General features: G+C 62.6%; 18 protein-coding genes. 11 read left to right on the top strand and 7 right to left on the bottom strand.

Annotation, left to right across the window (positions count from 1 at the left end):
• The first annotated feature begins 11 nt into the window (after positions 1 to 11).
• Positions 12 to 1028, top strand: a complete 1017-nt coding sequence (locus IWX88_RS14150; RefSeq protein ID WP_196826683.1) for a glycosyltransferase — start codon at positions 12 to 14, stop codon at positions 1026 to 1028.
• Positions 1025 to 1996 (top strand): NAD-dependent epimerase/dehydratase family protein, encoded by a 972-nt coding sequence (locus IWX88_RS01780; protein ID WP_196826682.1) that lies wholly within the window; start codon positions 1025 to 1027, stop codon positions 1994 to 1996. The genes IWX88_RS14150 and IWX88_RS01780 overlap by 4 nt, the downstream gene beginning before the upstream one ends.
• Here IWX88_RS01780 and rfbA read toward each other — a convergent pair.
• Complete coding sequence (gene rfbA, locus IWX88_RS01775; RefSeq protein ID WP_196826681.1) at positions 1993 to 2862, bottom strand: glucose-1-phosphate thymidylyltransferase RfbA; 870 nt, start codon at positions 2860 to 2862, stop codon at positions 1993 to 1995. The genes IWX88_RS01780 and rfbA overlap by 4 nt on opposite strands.
• 6 nt (positions 2863 to 2868) lie before the next feature.
• Positions 2869 to 3480 (bottom strand): dTDP-4-dehydrorhamnose 3,5-epimerase, encoded by a 612-nt coding sequence (locus tag IWX88_RS01770; RefSeq protein ID WP_196826680.1) that lies wholly within the window; start codon positions 3478 to 3480, stop codon positions 2869 to 2871.
• Positions 3481 to 3572: 92 nt separating this feature from the next.
• Here IWX88_RS01770 and IWX88_RS01765 point away from each other — a divergent pair, with 92 nt between their 5' ends.
• From IWX88_RS01765 to IWX88_RS01740, 6 genes are all read left to right on the top strand, one after another.
• Positions 3573 to 4442 (top strand): FkbM family methyltransferase, encoded by an 870-nt coding sequence (locus IWX88_RS01765; RefSeq protein WP_196826679.1) that lies wholly within the window; start codon positions 3573 to 3575, stop codon positions 4440 to 4442.
• Between the two features lie 72 nt (positions 4443 to 4514).
• Complete coding sequence (gene rfbB, locus IWX88_RS01760) at positions 4515 to 5498, top strand: dTDP-glucose 4,6-dehydratase (protein ID WP_196826678.1); 984 nt, start codon at positions 4515 to 4517, stop codon at positions 5496 to 5498.
• Between the two features lie 76 nt (positions 5499 to 5574).
• On the top strand, positions 5575 to 5787 hold the full coding sequence (locus IWX88_RS01755) for a hypothetical protein (protein ID WP_231368722.1): 213 nt from the start codon (positions 5575 to 5577) through the stop codon (positions 5785 to 5787).
• Positions 5784 to 6185 (top strand): PIN domain-containing protein, encoded by a 402-nt coding sequence (locus tag IWX88_RS01750; protein WP_370568128.1) that lies wholly within the window; start codon positions 5784 to 5786, stop codon positions 6183 to 6185. Before IWX88_RS01755 ends, IWX88_RS01750 begins: the two co-directional genes overlap by 4 nt.
• A gap of 13 nt (positions 6186 to 6198) precedes the next feature.
• Positions 6199 to 7062, top strand: coding sequence for a dTDP-4-dehydrorhamnose reductase (rfbD, locus tag IWX88_RS01745; RefSeq protein WP_196826676.1), 864 nt, complete (start codon positions 6199 to 6201; stop codon positions 7060 to 7062).
• 88 nt (positions 7063 to 7150) lie between these two features.
• Complete coding sequence (locus tag IWX88_RS01740; RefSeq protein WP_196826675.1) at positions 7151 to 8290, top strand: glycosyltransferase family 1 protein; 1140 nt, start codon at positions 7151 to 7153, stop codon at positions 8288 to 8290.
• Here IWX88_RS01740 and IWX88_RS01735 read toward each other — a convergent pair.
• Genes IWX88_RS01735 through IWX88_RS01725 form a run of 3 tightly spaced genes read right to left on the bottom strand, consistent with a single transcriptional unit; the run spans position 8287 to position 11317 of the window.
• The gene (locus IWX88_RS01735; protein WP_196826674.1) at positions 8287 to 9621 is read right to left on the bottom strand and encodes an LCP family protein; all 1335 of its coding nucleotides are present in this window, start codon (positions 9619 to 9621) and stop codon (positions 8287 to 8289) included. The genes IWX88_RS01740 and IWX88_RS01735 overlap by 4 nt on opposite strands.
• 5 nt (positions 9622 to 9626) lie before the next feature.
• Positions 9627 to 10181 (bottom strand): 5-(carboxyamino)imidazole ribonucleotide mutase, encoded by a 555-nt coding sequence (purE, locus tag IWX88_RS01730; RefSeq protein ID WP_196826673.1) that lies wholly within the window; start codon positions 10179 to 10181, stop codon positions 9627 to 9629.
• A gap of 17 nt (positions 10182 to 10198) precedes the next feature.
• Positions 10199 to 11317 (bottom strand): 5-(carboxyamino)imidazole ribonucleotide synthase, encoded by a 1119-nt coding sequence (locus tag IWX88_RS01725; RefSeq protein WP_196826672.1) that lies wholly within the window; start codon positions 11315 to 11317, stop codon positions 10199 to 10201.
• A gap of 82 nt (positions 11318 to 11399) precedes the next feature.
• On the opposite strand from IWX88_RS01725, the gene IWX88_RS01720 reads away from it, so the two are divergent.
• A complete protein-coding gene (locus tag IWX88_RS01720; protein ID WP_370568127.1) occupies positions 11400 to 11969 on the top strand; it encodes a GtrA family protein in 570 nt (189 codons plus the stop codon).
• A 5-nt stretch (positions 11970 to 11974) separates the two neighbouring features.
• On the opposite strand, the gene IWX88_RS01715 is transcribed toward IWX88_RS01720, so the two are convergent.
• Complete coding sequence (locus IWX88_RS01715) at positions 11975 to 12523, bottom strand: PH domain-containing protein (RefSeq protein WP_231368721.1); 549 nt, start codon at positions 12521 to 12523, stop codon at positions 11975 to 11977.
• Between the two features lie 3 nt (positions 12524 to 12526).
• Positions 12527 to 13339 (bottom strand): biotin--[acetyl-CoA-carboxylase] ligase, encoded by an 813-nt coding sequence (locus IWX88_RS01710; protein WP_196826670.1) that lies wholly within the window; start codon positions 13337 to 13339, stop codon positions 12527 to 12529.
• 83 nt (positions 13340 to 13422) lie between these two features.
• Here IWX88_RS01710 and IWX88_RS01705 point away from each other — a divergent pair, with 83 nt between their 5' ends.
• Complete coding sequence (locus IWX88_RS01705) at positions 13423 to 15024, top strand: acyl-CoA carboxylase subunit beta (protein WP_196826669.1); 1602 nt, start codon at positions 13423 to 13425, stop codon at positions 15022 to 15024.
• Positions 15021 to 15260, top strand: coding sequence for an acyl-CoA carboxylase subunit epsilon (locus IWX88_RS13705; RefSeq protein WP_370568126.1), 240 nt, complete (start codon positions 15021 to 15023; stop codon positions 15258 to 15260). The genes IWX88_RS01705 and IWX88_RS13705 overlap by 4 nt, the downstream gene beginning before the upstream one ends.
• The last annotated feature ends 163 nt before the right edge of the window (positions 15261 to 15423 follow it).

Genomic DNA, 15423 nt, shown 5'->3' with positions numbered 1-15423 from the left:
CGTCAAGTCCTGTGGCAGACAATAATCGCAAATCGTTCGGTGTGCCGCATCTCATCTCCGTCGTCATTCCGGTGTACGGCGGCGAGAAGACCCTCACGGCTGTTCTGGCCGAAGTCGCGGCTCTGACGACGCTCACGGAGTCCCCCGACGGTCACCCGTTTCGGGTATCCGAGGCTCTCCTGGTTTATGACAATGGCCCTGACGATTCGGCTCGAATCATCCGGGCGCTCTCTGATTCGTACGAATTCGTGCGCCCCGTCTGGCTGAGCAAGAATTTCGGACAGCACGCCGCCACTATCGCGGGCATGGCATCGTCCGGTGGGGACTGGATCGTCACCCTTGATGAAGATGGACAACATGATCCAAATGACATCGGCACCCTCCTTGACGCCGCGATGTCAACTCAAAGTCCCGTAGTCTACGCAAAACCCGTAAATCCGGCCCCCCACGGTGCATTCCGAAACACGGCATCAAAGGGAGCAAAGTGGTTTCTCACCAAGGCCTTCGCCGGTTCTAACGCCCCCGATTATCAGAGTTTCCGCCTCATCCTTGGCAGCATTGGTCGCGGAGTCGCGGCTTACAGCGGCTCGGGGGTCTACCTCGACGTCGCGCTGGGTTGGGTTGCAGGCCGAGCAACCACTGCGCCCGTTCGACTTCGTGAAGAGGGTGACCGCGACTCGGGATACTCAACACGGCGGTTGATTTCTCACTTCTGGAGGATGATTCTTTCCAGCGGAACCCGTGCGCTTCGTCTCGTAAGTGTACTCGGCGTGTTCTTCGCCGCCATTGGCATCGTGGTCGCGATCTTCATTCTCATCTCCCGATTAACCGGAGCGGTGGTCACCGAAGGATGGGCCTCAACTATTGTGATCGTGCTCCTCGGGGTGGGTGCGATTCTGTTCTCTCTCGGCATCATCGCCGAATATATCGGTGTCAGTGTCAACATGGCGATGGGCAAACCTCCCTACATGATCACGAGCGATCCCGGCGCCGGACCACTCGGTCGGACACGTTCCGTCTCGCAGTGACGACGACAGCTTGGGTGATCGGTGGCCGCGGGCTCCTCGGGCGGGCGACATCTGCTCACATAGTGCACCGACTGGGCTGGAAACTTCTCGCGGCTAGTCCGATGCCCTGGTCGGATAGTGAAGCACTTCTAGGCGCAGTGCGGTCCACCACTCGCGACCTGCTTGCTGGGTCGTCTGGCAACAATAGTACATGGGCAATTATTTGGGCTGCAGGTGCTGCCATCACATCAAGTTCCCAAAAACAGCTGGACAGCGAACTTGCGCAGTTGGAATTGATCCTTGCGACAATCCGTAGCGAACTTCCGCTCTCCGCTCGGCGAGGGTCGATCTTCTATGCTTCGTCCGCCGGTGGTGTCTACGGCGGCTCGGCGAACCCTCCGTTCTCGGAGCTGACCGCGCCCGTGCCCATATCTCCCTACGGTGAATTCAAGCTGCGCGCCGAGACCCTCGTTCAGTCGTTCGCGGCTCGCGAGTCGCTCTCCTGCCTCGTCGGGCGGATCGCCAACCTCTACGGTCCCGGCCAGAAGCTCGAGAAGGTGCAGGGCATCATTTCCCACGTCGCCAAAGCGCAGATGTCGCCCACCCCTGCTTCCATCTACGTGTCCCTCGACACGATCCGCGACTATATCTTCGTCAAAGACTGCGCGGAGCTCATCTGCGACGCTCTCGACCGGCTTGACTCGGTCACCGAAAAAGACAGCCCCGTCGGGGTGACCAAGATTCTGGCATCGGGCGAAGGGACCACCATCGCCACGCTGTTGGGCTATTTCCGGACCCTCAGCAAGGGGCACCCGCACGTGATGCTCGGCTCGTCAGCGAGCGCGAACCTCCAGGCGCATGACCTGCGCCTGCGCTCCGTGGTCTGGCCAGAACTGGACTACCGGGATCTCACCCCACTGCCCGCTGGGATCTACGCGACGATTCTGGACATCCTGTCGGGAATCCAGGCGGGCCCCGGGGCGCGCTAGCGGTTGCGGCCAAGCAGGTCCGACAGGTACTTGCCGTAGCCGCTCTTCAGGAGGGGCTGCGCAAGGGCGTCGAGTTGATCGTCCGAGATCCAGCCCGCGCGCCACGAGATCTCTTCGATGCAGCCGATCTTGTGACCTTGGCGGTCCTCGATTACTCGGACGTACTCGCTTGCCTGCATCATCGACTCGAACGTGCCCGTGTCGAGCCACGCCGTGCCACGTTCGAGGATCTGGACGCCCAGCGACCCGTTCTTCAGGTAGTAATCATTAATCGCGGTGATCTCGATCTCGCCCCGCGCACTCGGCTTGACCTCCTTCGCGATCGCCACGACGTCATTGTCATAGAAGTACAGGCCGGGGACGGCAAAGTTACTCTTCGGATTCTCCGGCTTCTCCTCGATGGAGATGGCCCTCATGCTTCTGTCAAATTCAACGACGCCATAGGCCCGCGGATTCCGGACGTGATAGGCGAAGATCAGCGCTCCCACGACGTCGACGTTTTGGCTTAGCGACGCGCCGAGTCCCGCGCCGTGGAAGATGTTGTCTCCCAGCACCAGCGCGACGCTCTGGTCGCCGATGAAATCAGCTCCGATGATGAAGGCCTGCGCTAGGCCCTCCGGCGCCGGCTGGGAGGCATACTCTATCGAGATGCCGAACGCGGATCCATCGCCGAGAAGCCGCTGGAATTGGGGCTGGTCCTCCGGGGTGGTGATCACCAGAACCTCGTTGATCCCGGCCATCATCAGCGTTGAGAGCGGATAATACACCATCGGCTTGTCGTAGATGGGCATCAACTGCTTGGAGATGCCCTTGGTGATCGGATAGAGCCTGGTGCCGGAGCCGCCAGCGAGAATGATTCCGCGCATGCCTGCCTAATCGATGTAATTGGCGAGGGAGGCGTAGTGCTCACGACTCTCTTGCCAGGTCGGAAGAAGCCCGGAGGCCAGAGCCTCGGCGAGACTGGGCGCCGCGGTGTCTTTCGCAGACAGCAGCGGTTCACCAACCTCCAGGGGAAATACCAGCCCGATTTCGGCGTCGAGGACGTCGATTCCCAACTCACGGGAGGGGTTGAAGACCTCCGAGACGAGGTAGCTCACGGTGGCGTTATCGGTCAGCGAGACGATCGCGTGCCCGAGCCCCTCGCTGAGGTAGACCGCCTTGCGGTCCACGTCATCGATGATGACCGAATCCCACGAACCGAACGTCGGGGATCCCACGCGCAAGTCGATGATGTAGTCGATGAAGGCTCCCCGGGGCGCCGTCACGTACTTCGCCTGACCGGGTGGGACCAGGGCGTAGTGGATGCCCCGCACAACGCCCTTCGCCGACACCGACACGTTTCCCTGCTTCAGTCCTAATGGGTGTTCAGCGACGAGGGCAAGGTCTTCGAATCGATAGAATTCGAAGAAGACCCCCCGATCATCGCGATACTGGGTCGGCGTGAACTCCCACGCGTCAGGGATTGCGAGTTCACGAATTTGCACGTGCTGAAGTCTAGCAAGTCACCTGCGGATAGAGTCTTGGCTGGCGGCACGCAAAATAACGAGCCCGAACCTCCGCCTTATAAGGGAGAATTTTGGCACAGTCTGGTCGGTTTATTTCCTTTGCTCAGAACGGCGAAGATGTCGTCCTCAATCGAGTCCTCGGGAAGCTCCCGATTGGCACCTACGTGGAGATCGGCGCCAACCATCCACGCATCGATTCGGTCTCGCGCAGCTTCTACGACCGCGGATGGTCGGGCATCGCCGTCGAACCGAATCCGTACTACGCGGCGCTCTATCGCGCGGAACGCCCTCGCGATCACACGATCGAAGCCGCAGTGACAAGTTCGACGGAGCCAAACATCATTTTCCACCTCATCGAGGGCACCGGACTTTCGACCCTCGTGGATGCTGTCAGCGTAGACCACGCGAGCCAAGGCATGACGGTCGTCGACGTCGTCGTGCCGACGATAAGGCTTGATGAGGTCATCGCGATGAACGGGCTGGGCGGAGCCGAAATTCACTTTCTCATGATTGATACCGAGGGGGCGGAGCTTCAAGTTCTTCAGTCAATAGACCTGACAAAGGTACGACCGTGGATACTCATCATCGAGGCGACAGCTCCGGGGTCGCCGATCGCGACACATGCCGAGTGGGAGCAGCTCGTTTTAGGCGCAGGTTACCAACTATGCCTGTTCGATGGACTCTCGCGGTTCTACGTGTCGGCGGAGAAAATGGACGAGCTTGCCGGACCGTTGTCCTACCCGGTTTGCGTCTTCGATGACTTCGTGACCATCGAACAACTGCGTCTCCTCGAAGACCTCGAGTCCGCAAATGCCACTCTTGACGAAGTGCGCGACTTGCTTGCTGCCGCCAACCATGCGATCACGGACCTCCATGCCTCACGCTCGTGGCGAGTCACCAGTGTCCTGCGCAAGGCAGTAGACATCTGCCGTGGCCGCTGATCGTCGGTGCGCGATGAAGCGAGTGTCCTTGTACGAGCCCGTATCGTTGACAATCTGAAAGGACACCACACCGTGAAAATCCTCGTCACCGGCGGAGCCGGTTTCATCGGCTCGAACTTTGTTCGCCGCACCCTGCAAGACACGTACGCTGGCCTAGAAGGTGCCGAGGTGGTCGTACTTGACTCCCTCACCTACTCCGGCAACCTCGAGAATCTCGCGCCCATCACCGACTCTCCCCGCTATGAGTTCGTGCACGGAGACATCCGCGATTCGGGTCTGCTCGACACGCTTCTGCCGACCGTGGATGCCGTCGTGCACTTTGCCGCCGAATCGCACGTCGACCGCTCGGTTCGCGACTCCGGCATCTTCGTGGAGACCAATGTGCTTGGCACCCAGCGGCTGCTCGATGCCGCCCTGCGCGCCGACCTCAAGCGATTCGTGCACGTCTCCACCGACGAGGTCTACGGATCGATCGCCGAAGGATCCTGGGACGAGCAACGTCCTCTCGAGCCGAACTCCCCGTACTCCGCATCAAAAGCCGGCAGCGACCTGCTCGCGCGCAGCTACTTTCGCACTCACGGCCTCAACCTGTCGATCACGCGCTGCTCAAACAACTACGGTCCGTACCATTTTCCAGAAAAAGTCATCCCGCTCTTCGTCACGAACCTGATCGACGACAGGCACGTGCCGCTCTACGGCGAGGGCAACAACATCCGCGACTGGCTGCACGTGGATGACCACTGCCGCGGCATCGCGATGGTGCTCGTCGGTGGGCGAGCGGGCGAGATCTACAACATCGGCGGCGGCACCGAGCTCACCAACACCGAGCTCACCCAACTACTGCTGGATGCCACCGGCACGGACTGGTCGTTTGTGGACCGGGTCACCGACCGCCTCGGTCACGACCTGCGCTACAGCGTCGATATCGGCAAGATCCAGGCCGAGCTGGGCTACGAGCCTCAAGTGCCGTTCGCGCAGGGACTCGCGGATGTCGTGCAGTGGTATCGCGACAACCGGGCCTGGTGGGAACCGCTGAAGGAGCGGGCGGCACTGTAGCCGTGGTGCTACGGAGTGCAGCGCTGGAAATTGGACGCACATACCCGTCCAGGAACTTTGAAACCACACTGCCGGCGTGCTTGCGCGCGTGCAGAGCAGGGAAGAGATTGTGATGAAGGTCAACGGAATTCCTACCGCAAAGCTCGCGGCCTTCCCTCCCGCAAGGAAGAGCCATCTGACTAAGGCTGAATTCCTTGCCCTGCGGCCCAAGACGTCCGACGTGACGCTCGCGCGCGATATCGCCGCCTTCACGGGAGACACCACCGACGACCTCGGCCCGATTCTGTGACTACGGTCGAAGGTCTTCTTGACACCAGCGTCATCGTTGCGATGGAAATGCTTCGACCCCTTGACGAAGCACTCCTTCCCGAACGGCAATTCATCAGCGTCATCACGCTCGCAGAATTGCGGGCCGGAGTGCTCGCGGCATCGGATACCGAGACACTATCGAGGCGCCGCCGCTCTCTTGACGCCTATTCGTCAACCGACGCTTTGGTTGCAGGCGACACGGCCGCTGAGGAATGGGCGCGCCTTCACTATCGACTAGCCCAGGCGGGTCGCCGCGTGAATACCAACGATCTCTGGACCGCCTCGATCGCCCTGGCGAATGATTTGCCGGTCGTGACTCAGGATCAGAACTTCGATCCGCTGGTGGACCTCGGCGGCCCCGTCGTCATCCACGTCTGAACCGAAAGAAGCCATGACCAGATACCTCATTACGGGAGCGGCTGGGATGCTCGGCCAGGACCTCCAGAAGGCTTTCGCCGGGCGCGACGTGACCGCGCTGAACCGTGTCGGCCTCGATGTGACCGACCTCGACACCGTTCGCGCTGCGGTTGTCGGGCACGATGTCGTGATTAACGCCTCCGCATATACGAGGGTGGATGACGCGGAAAGCCACGAGGAGGAGGCCTTCGCCGTGAATGCAACGGGCGCGCACAACCTCGCGATTGCGGCATCCGAGGTCGGGGCGAAGCTCGTACAGGTGTCCACCGACTATGTTTTCGACGGCTCGGCAACCTCGCCGTATGAGGAGTCGACACCCCGCAATCCGATTTCGGCGTACGGCCGTACCAAGGCTGAGGGCGAACGGCTCGCGCTCGCAGCGAATCCCGACGGCACCTACATCGTGCGCACCGCGTGGCTCTACGGTGCCGGAGGGCCGAACTTTGCGAAGACGATGCTGAGGCTCGCGGCGAGCCACGACACGGTAAGCGTCGTGAACGATCAGCTCGGCCAGCCGACCTGGACGGGGGATCTTGCGCGCCAGATTGTCGAGCTCCTCGATGCGGATGCCGCGCCCGGCGTCTACCACGCGACGAACTCGGGAGAGGCGAGCTGGTTCGACTTCGCGACCGAGATTTTCCGGGTGAACGGACTGGACCCCCAGCGGGTTACTACCACTACCAGCGCAGATTATGTACGCCCGGCTCCGCGCCCCGACTACTCGGTGCTTGGCCACGACGCCTGGGCTCGCGCGGGGATCTCTCCGATGCGCAACTGGCGCGCCGCGCTATCCGCCGCGCACTCCGCGGGCGCACTGCAGATTGATATGTCCGTTTAGGTAGTGGCCCCCATCAGCGGGGCAAGTGAGCCGCTGGTAAAGTCTGGGGGGGGATTTCGGTAGACCCCGATAACTTTATTGGAGCGAAATGACGACCCTTCGCGTGATCGTTGACCAGATGATCTCTCGCACTCCCGGAGGGATCGGCAGGTACACCGAGGAACTCACCCGTGCCCTCATTGAGACGGCACCCCGAGGCTGCGACGTCACCGGAGTTGTGTCGGCCTCACCCGAGCCGGACTATGAGAAGGTACGTGAGTTGTTGCCCGGCCTCAGCGACCTGATGAAGAGCCCGCTTGCCCGCCGTGAGCTTTCGCTAGCCTGGCAATACGGGTTCACAAAGATTCCCGGCACCGGCATGGTTCACGCGCCGAGCTTGCTTGCGCCGCTGCGTCGACACGACCGGATAAACAACCAGAGTGACCAGATGGTCATCACAATCCATGACGTGGTCCCCTGGACCCACCCGGAGACCCTCACACCACACGGCGTCACGTGGCATAAGGCAATGGCGAAGCGGGCGCAGAAATACGCCGATGCCATAGTGGTTGACACGCACGCGGTCGCCTCCCAACTCGCTGAAATCTTCGATTTCGGAGATCGGGTCCGTGTGATCTCCGCTGCCGTTAGTTCCAAATTCGCCATCCCTGTTGACGCAACGAAGCGGGCGATGCGGCTTGAGCTCCCTGAACGTTATATTCTCAGCGTCGGTACTCTCGAACCACGCAAGGGCCTGCAGTCTCTCATCCGATCGCTCAGCTCCGCTGACGATGCTGGGCTACCATTGCTCATCGCGGGACCCCAGGGCTGGGGCGACCTCGATGTGACGGCGATTGCCGTCGAAGCCGGACTCGAGCCCGACCGAGTTCGCGCGATGGGTTTCCTCAATAATGCGGACCTCGCAGTCGCCCTGGACAGAGCAACAGTATTCGTGTTTCCGAGTCTCGCTGAAGGCTTCGGCTTACCGGTCATCGAGGCTTTCAGCTTCGGCACGCCGGTTGTCCACTCCGACGACCCGGCCGTCTTGGAAGTCTCGGCTGGTGCCGGAGTGGCTGTCAAGCTCTCTCCTACAGAGGGTTACTCGGAGCGCCTTGCACAGGCGATCTCCGGACTCGTGTCCGATGATGCGCGCAGGGAACGTCTTCGATTCGCCGGCATGGACCGAGCGAGCGCATTCAGTTGGAAAGACTCGGCTGAGAAAGTCTGGCAGCTGCACGCCGACCTCTAAGGCGCGGGAGTCCCCGTGGTCGACGATGTCGCCGCGATGACGGCGGCATGGATCTTGTCGTAGTCGGGGCGATTTCCGTCGAACATCGGCGGTACCAGTTCTAGTCGTTTGACCGCCTGGTTTTGCGCTTTCTCCCCCAGACCAACAAACCCGGGAAGTGCCGCCGTGGGAATATCGGTTCTCACGACCTGGGCACCGGCTTTCGCGATGTCCTGGAATTTGGTCAGCACAGTCGCCGGCTGAAATTGTTTGAGCATGGCCGCTTGCACATCACGCTGTCGAGACATGCGTTCGTAGTCATTGCCCATGAATCGGGACCGCGCGTACCAGAGCGCAAGCGTTCCGCTCATCACTTGCGGTCCCGCTTCGAATGTGCCGATCGGCTTGGTGCTCGTCACTGGTCCGTATGCGAGCTTCGCCGGAACGTCGATCGTCACCCCGCCGAGCGCGTCGACCAGGTCCGCAAAGCCCTGCATGTCGATGAGCGTGTAGTACTGGATGGTGAGCCCGGTGACGCCCTCCGCTGCATCCTTCATCGCCTCGATACCCGGCGTGCTTCCGGATGCTGCAGCCTTCGGGTAGAGCGACTTGTGTTCTTCGCCATAGGTGTACAGGTAGTCGATAAGGCACTGGTCACCGCAGACATACCCGCTGGGGAACGGCCCATAAAGAGGTGACCCCTTTGCGAACTGGATCTGCTCCATATTGCGCGGGATGCCGATGATCGTCGTGGCACCGGTGGTCGCGTCGATACTGGCGACCGAGGTGCTGTCCGGGCGCAGGCCCGTGCGGTCCGGGCCGGCGTCACCACCGAGCAGCAGGATGTTGTACCGACCGTGTGCCGGCGGCACCATGTCAGTGCCGGCGAAAATGGCGCTCACGGCCGAACGGGCGCTTCCCGCACTCACCGCGCCGTAGCCTGCGCTTCCTGCGGTCGCCACGAGGGCGAGAATCGACAGCGCCGCAATCACCGGTCGCACCGCGGGGAGGGCGCTCACAAGCCGGGCCAGCCGCAGGGTGTCGAGGGTGAGAACGATCCACAGCACCGCGTACCCGGCGAGCAGCACCTGGATCACGGTGAGCCCGATCGGATTGGTCACGAGACCGAGGATCACGGTGTGTGCGGCGAACCAGACGACGAGTCCACTGATGCCGAGGCCCCACAGCAGAAAAGTGGCACCGACCCCGAACCGGCCGAGGCGCCGGTTGCCGGCGAGAATCTGAGCGGACCCGGGAATAAGCAGGTTGAGGGTTACGAGCCACCACGCCCGCTTGGTCATGGTGCTTCTCGAGCGCAGATCCGGGGTGCGGATCGGGCTGCTCGCGGCCATCACGCTCACAGGCGCGACTTCGACGTGGTGTTCTGCGCCCTGGGTTGACCGAGAGTGGCCTGCAGCGCAGCATTCTTGTCGGCAACGATCAGCTCGAGCTGGTGCGCAAACCCGGCGAGCGCGGTGGCGAGCGCGTGATCGGAGATCGCAAGCATTCGGAGTGCGAGGAGCCCGGCGTTGCGCGCGCCTCCGATCGACACCGTGGCAACCGGAACTCCGGCAGGCATCTGCACGATCGACAGCAGCGAGTCGAGCCCGTCGAGTGTTGCCAGGGCTACCGGCACCCCGATAACCGGGAGTGTGGTGACGGCAGCGAGCATTCCCGGCAGGTGAGCGGCTCCGCCAGCACCGGCAATGATCACGCGGATGCCCCGGCCCGCGGCATCCCGCCCGAAGGCGATCATCTTCTCGGGGGTTCGATGGGCCGAGACCACTTCGACCTCGTGGGGTACATCGAACTCGGCGAGAACGGCGGCGGCGGCATTCATGACTGCCCAGTCGGAATCCGATCCCATGACGACGGCGACGATGGGCCGCACGGCTGGCAGGGGTTCAGACATAGCGATCAGCCTAAAGGTCAGGGCTGGAAATGCTCCGCAGCGGCACGCGCCTGAAAGGCGACCTCGTCGAGATCGTCGCCACCGGCGGTGACATGACCGACCTTGCGCCCCGCCCGCGGCGACTTGCCGTAATTGTGAACCTTGACCGATGGCGCATCAGAAAATGCGTGCGCATAGCGATCGTGGAGCCCACCGGATTCGGGCCCGCCGAGGATGTTCACCATCACCGACCAGCGATCGCGGCATCCGGTCGCTCCGAGGGGCAAGTCGAGCACTGCCCGCAGGTGCTGCTCAAATTGGCTGGTGGTTGAGCCGTCGATTGTCCAGTGACCGGTGTTGTGCGGGCGCATCGCGAGTTCGTTGATGAGCAGTCGCTCGTCAGTGGTCTCGAAGAGCTCGACCGCCAGAACGCCGGTTACCCCGAGGTTCTCGGCAATGGACCGGGCGATCTCCTCCGCGACATCCGCAAGCCGACCGCGGGAGGAGGGTGCAGGGGCGATCACTTCGGCACAAACACCGTCGCGCTGGATGCTTTCCACCACCGGCCAGCAGATCACCTCTCCGGATGGGCGGCGGGCGACAGACTGGGCGAGTTCACGCCGAAATTCCACCAACTCTTCGACGAGAAGCGGGTGCCCGAGCTCCAGCCAGTCGGATGCTTCGGCCGCGGCACGCACCACACGCACACCTTTACCGTCGTATCCGCCGATGGCCATCTTCACAACCGCGCGCCCACGATGGTCGGCGAGAAAGTCGGCGAGCTGCGCTTCGGTTTCGACTCGCGCCCAGTCGGGAACAGGCAGTCCGAGCTCCGAGAGTCGCTGGCGCATGAGGAGCTTGTCCTGGGCATAGAGCAGGGCATCGGGTCCGGGACGAACGGCGATACCGCTGTCGACAAGGGCGAGGAGCACCTCCTGGGGCACGTGCTCATGGTCGAAGGTGACAACATCCACCGTTCCGGCGAAGGCCAGCACCTCGGCGACATCCCGAAAGTCTCCCAGGGTGGTGACCGCCAGCGACGCGGATTCACCCGCCGTTTCCGCGAATACGCTCAGCTCGATACCGAGGTTAACCGCTGCGGGAATCATCATGCGCGCGAGCTGTCCGCCGCCAATCACGCCTACTCGGAGAGTCATGCTGCCAGCCTACTTTCGGATCCGGATCGAAGCGCCCGGTTATGCTTTTCCAATCCGCCGTCAGACAGTGAAAGGGCGTGCCGTGTTCACCCGCCTCGACACTTTTGCCCGGCTGCTCTATGAAAAATTGCTGCGTTACGTGCTCAAGTTCGGCATAGTCGGCTTGGCCGGTTATGTGGTCGACGTTGGGCTGTTCAACCTGCTGCGAGTCGGTGTCTTCGGCGATGACCACTTCTTTCAGGGGCCGATCGGGGCGAAGATCATTTCCGCTGGCGTTGCGACCATCGCGACCTGGTTCGGTAACCGGTACTGGACGTTTCGGGAGCACCGCCGTAAAAACTATCTTCTCGAGCTGGCCGAATTCAGCACGGTCTCTGTGGGCGGAATCCTCATCGGGCTAGCCTGCCTCTGGGTGTCGCACTACCTGCTCGGCTTTACTTCGCTGCTCGCCGACAACATCTCATCGAACGTCGTCGGACTCGTGCTCGGCACATCCTTCCGGTTCCTCCTCTACCGCTTCTGGGTCTACGGACACCACCGCGCCGACGGTCTGACCACCCGAGCGTCTTCCGACGGGCAAAGACCCGCTCAGGTGTCAACTTCACACCGTCCCAACGGCTCCGAACATGCGAAGGTGACACGCGGCGGATGAGAGGACTAGCGCTGGCCCCAGGCGGTCGTCTCGTCCTGGTCACGGGGAGACGACGTGCGCGAAGCCTCGGCCTGACGTCGGGCCGCGATCGGGTTGAGGCTCTTTTCCATGAGGTCATGGAGAGCAGCCTGTACGAGGTCGGCGCCCGGTACATCACGCAACACCACGGGCCGGTCTAGCCCGGTGTTGATCAGGATGTTGCCACTGCGAAACATGCTCTGCAGGGCGTTCTGGCGCACCGTCACGTCGTAGCCACGACTGTGCAGGAGCTCCTGCCGGATCCGCACGAAAAACCCGGTGCGCAGGATGATGCGGCGCGTGGTGATGACATAGCGCTTGCCGAGCCACGCGACGAGCGGCAGCAGCCACAGCAGCACGACCGCAAGTGCCGCACCGGACAGCAGCGCGATGTTCTGCCAGGACTCGGCGAAGCTCCCCTGGAAGTATCCGACCGCCGCCGCGACCGTGATGAGCAGCACGCTCGGCCAGAACAGCGCGCGGCCGTGCGGTCTCAGCCGTGCCACCACCCGCTCGGCGTCCTGTGAGTCGCTCATGACCTATTCATACCGCAGATGGGTCACGTCTCCGGCGGCGACAGCCACCACCCGACCATCCGACGACTTTCTCACCGCGAGTCGCCCACTGTCATCGATACCGATGGCGGTGCCGACCAGTTCGCCTCCGCCCGGCAGCTGCACGCGCACTTGGCTGCCAATAGTGCTGCACAGGTCACGAAGCCGGCCCGCGACCCCGCTCGACTCCGGATCGGCGCCGAATCGCAAAAACTCCGAGTAGAGCCGGCCGAGCTCGGTGAGGTAGCCGGCGAGCGCGCGGTCGGCAAGCTCGGCACCGAGAAGGATCGGGTCGTTGAGCGCGATGGATGTCGCGGTCGGTGTCGGCAGATCCGCTTCGGCGATCGTGAGGTTGAGTCCGGCACCCAGCACCACGGCGTGGCCACCCGGCAGGAGCTCCGCGAGCAGACCTGACACCTTGAGGCCATCGATTTGCACGTCATTCGGCCACTTGAGCCGCACGGAGTGCAGCGGAACGAGCGGCGCGACCGCAGCGGTCATGGCAATGCCCGCGATAAGCGGAAACCAGCCGTAGCGGTCGATCTCGACGGGCTCTCCGGCTGGAAGGCGAGGACGCAGCAACACCGACATCGCGAGCGTCTGGCCCGGAGGCGCAACCCAGACCCGACCGAGGCGACCACGCCCGTCGGTCTGGCTGCCGGTGACGAGCACCGAGAAGTCGGGCCAGTTCTCCCCATCTTCGTCGGATGCCCGCGCCACGAGCTCGGTATTGGTCGAGCCGCACTCGTCAAGAATCTCGAGCCGGGCGGCGACTGCGGCGCTCAGGGGAAGCTGCATACCCCAAGGGTACGGGCACCATGATCCAGCTTTGTAGCATTCCACCACCGGGCCGGGCAGAAGGCCAACGGTAAAGTAAACGCGTGACTGCTGATACGAACGCCACGAACGACCTCTATACGACCGCGGGCAAGCTCGCTGACCTGAAAGTGCGCTATCACGAAGCCGTGACCGCGAGCGGCGAGGCGGCCATCGAGAAACAGCATTCCAAGGGCAAGAAGACCGCTCGGGAACGCATCGAACAGCTGCTCGATCACGGATCCTTCGTCGAACTCGACGAGTTCGTGCGCCACCGCACCCACGCCTTCGGCATGGAGAAGAAGCGGCCCTACGGCGATGCCGTCGTCACCGGCACCGGCACAATCCACGGCCGGCAGGTTGCGGTCTACAGCCAGGACTTCACGATCTTCGGTGGCTCGCTCGGCGAGGTCGCTGGCGAAAAGATCATCAAGGTGATGGATCTCGCCCTCAAGACCGGCGTTCCCATCATCGGCATGCTCGACTCCGGCGGAGCCCGCATCCAGGAGGGCGTCGTCGCACTCGGCAAATACGGCGAGATTTTCCGCCGCAACACCGCCGCCTCCGGGGTCATCCCGCAGATTTCGATCATCATGGGGCCTGCTGCGGGAGGTGCGGTGTACTCCCCCGCTCTCACCGACTTTGTGATCATGGTCGATAAGACCAGCCAGATGTTCGTCACCGGACCCGACGTGATCAAGACCGTCACCGGTGAGGATGTCGGCATGGAAGAGCTCGGCGGAGCCCTCACCCACAACAAGATCTCCGGCGTCGCACACTGGCTCGCGAGCGACGAGGATGACGCGCTCGACTACGCCCGCACGCTGCTGAGCTTCCTGCCCGACAACAACTTGGCCGAGCATCCGGTCTACGACAGCCACGTCGAGCTCGAGACGACGGATGCCGACCGCAAGCTGAACACGCTGATCCCCGACAGCCCGAACCAGCCCTACGACATGAAGACGGTCATCGAGCACCTGGTCGATAACGGCGACTTTCTCGAAACTCAGCCACTGTTCGCGCCCAACATCGTGGTCGGCTTCGGACGAATCGAGGGTCGTGCCATTGGAGTCGTGGCGAACCAGCCGAACGCGATGGCGGGAACCCTCAACATTGAAGCCGGCGAGAAGGCGAGCCGATTCGTGCGCTTCTGCGACGCGTTCTCGATTCCGATTCTCACCCTCGTCGACGTGCCCGGGTACCTCCCCGGAACCGACCAGGAGTGGACCGGAGTCATCCGTCGCGGCGCGAAGTTGCTCTACGCCTACGCCGAGGCGACCGTGCCACTCGTGACCGTTATCACGCGAAAAGCCTACGGTGGGGCCTACATCGTCATGGGCTCCAAGCAACTCGGCGCCGACCTCAACTACGCCTGGCCCACCGCGGAGATCGCGGTCATGGGCGGGCAGGGGGCCGTCAACATCCTTTACCGCAACGAGATCAAGGCGGCCGAAGCGGCGGGAGAGGATGTCGCGGCGGTGCGTACGAAGCTCGCGAATGAGTACACCTACAACGTGGCATCCCCGTTTCTTGCGGCGGAGCGCGGCGAACTCGACGGCGTGATCGAGCCGGCCGCGACCCGTGTGGTGGTGGTGAAGGCCCTCAGGGCGCTCCGGACCAAGCGGGCTTCCCTTCCTCCCAAGAAGCACGGGAACATTCCGCTGTGACAATCCAGCAGGAGAGTGATTCCACGGGTTCCGAGCCGGAGTTCGAAGTAGTCGCGGGGCAGCCGACGCCCGCCGAACTCGCGGCGGTGACCGCGGTGGTCATGTCGATGATCGAAGATTTCGAAGACGGCCAGCGCACCGAAGGACCGCTCGTGAGTGCCTGGCAGCGCAGCCAGCGCAGTATCCGCACTCCGCTGAGTCCCGGCACGGGTGCCTGGCGCTCGTTCTCGGGGTAGCAAGCAACCGAAAGAGTGCTCCACTGAGGGCCGACACTGCGGTATCGCGCAAAACCGGACCCGGATTCTGCGGATTACGATGCTTCTGCTACGGAATCAGCACAGTTCTGCTGCCGAATCGAGGCAATCGGTTGCCAAATGATTAATGTACCCCGATATCCGC

It is taken from the genome of Frigoribacterium sp. CG_9.8, from assembly GCF_015751965.1.
Taxonomy (GTDB): Bacteria; Actinomycetota; Actinomycetes; order Actinomycetales; family Microbacteriaceae; genus Lacisediminihabitans.
The sequence above is the reverse complement of the archived record's forward strand: the minus strand, read 5'-3'. Positions and strand labels throughout refer to the sequence as shown.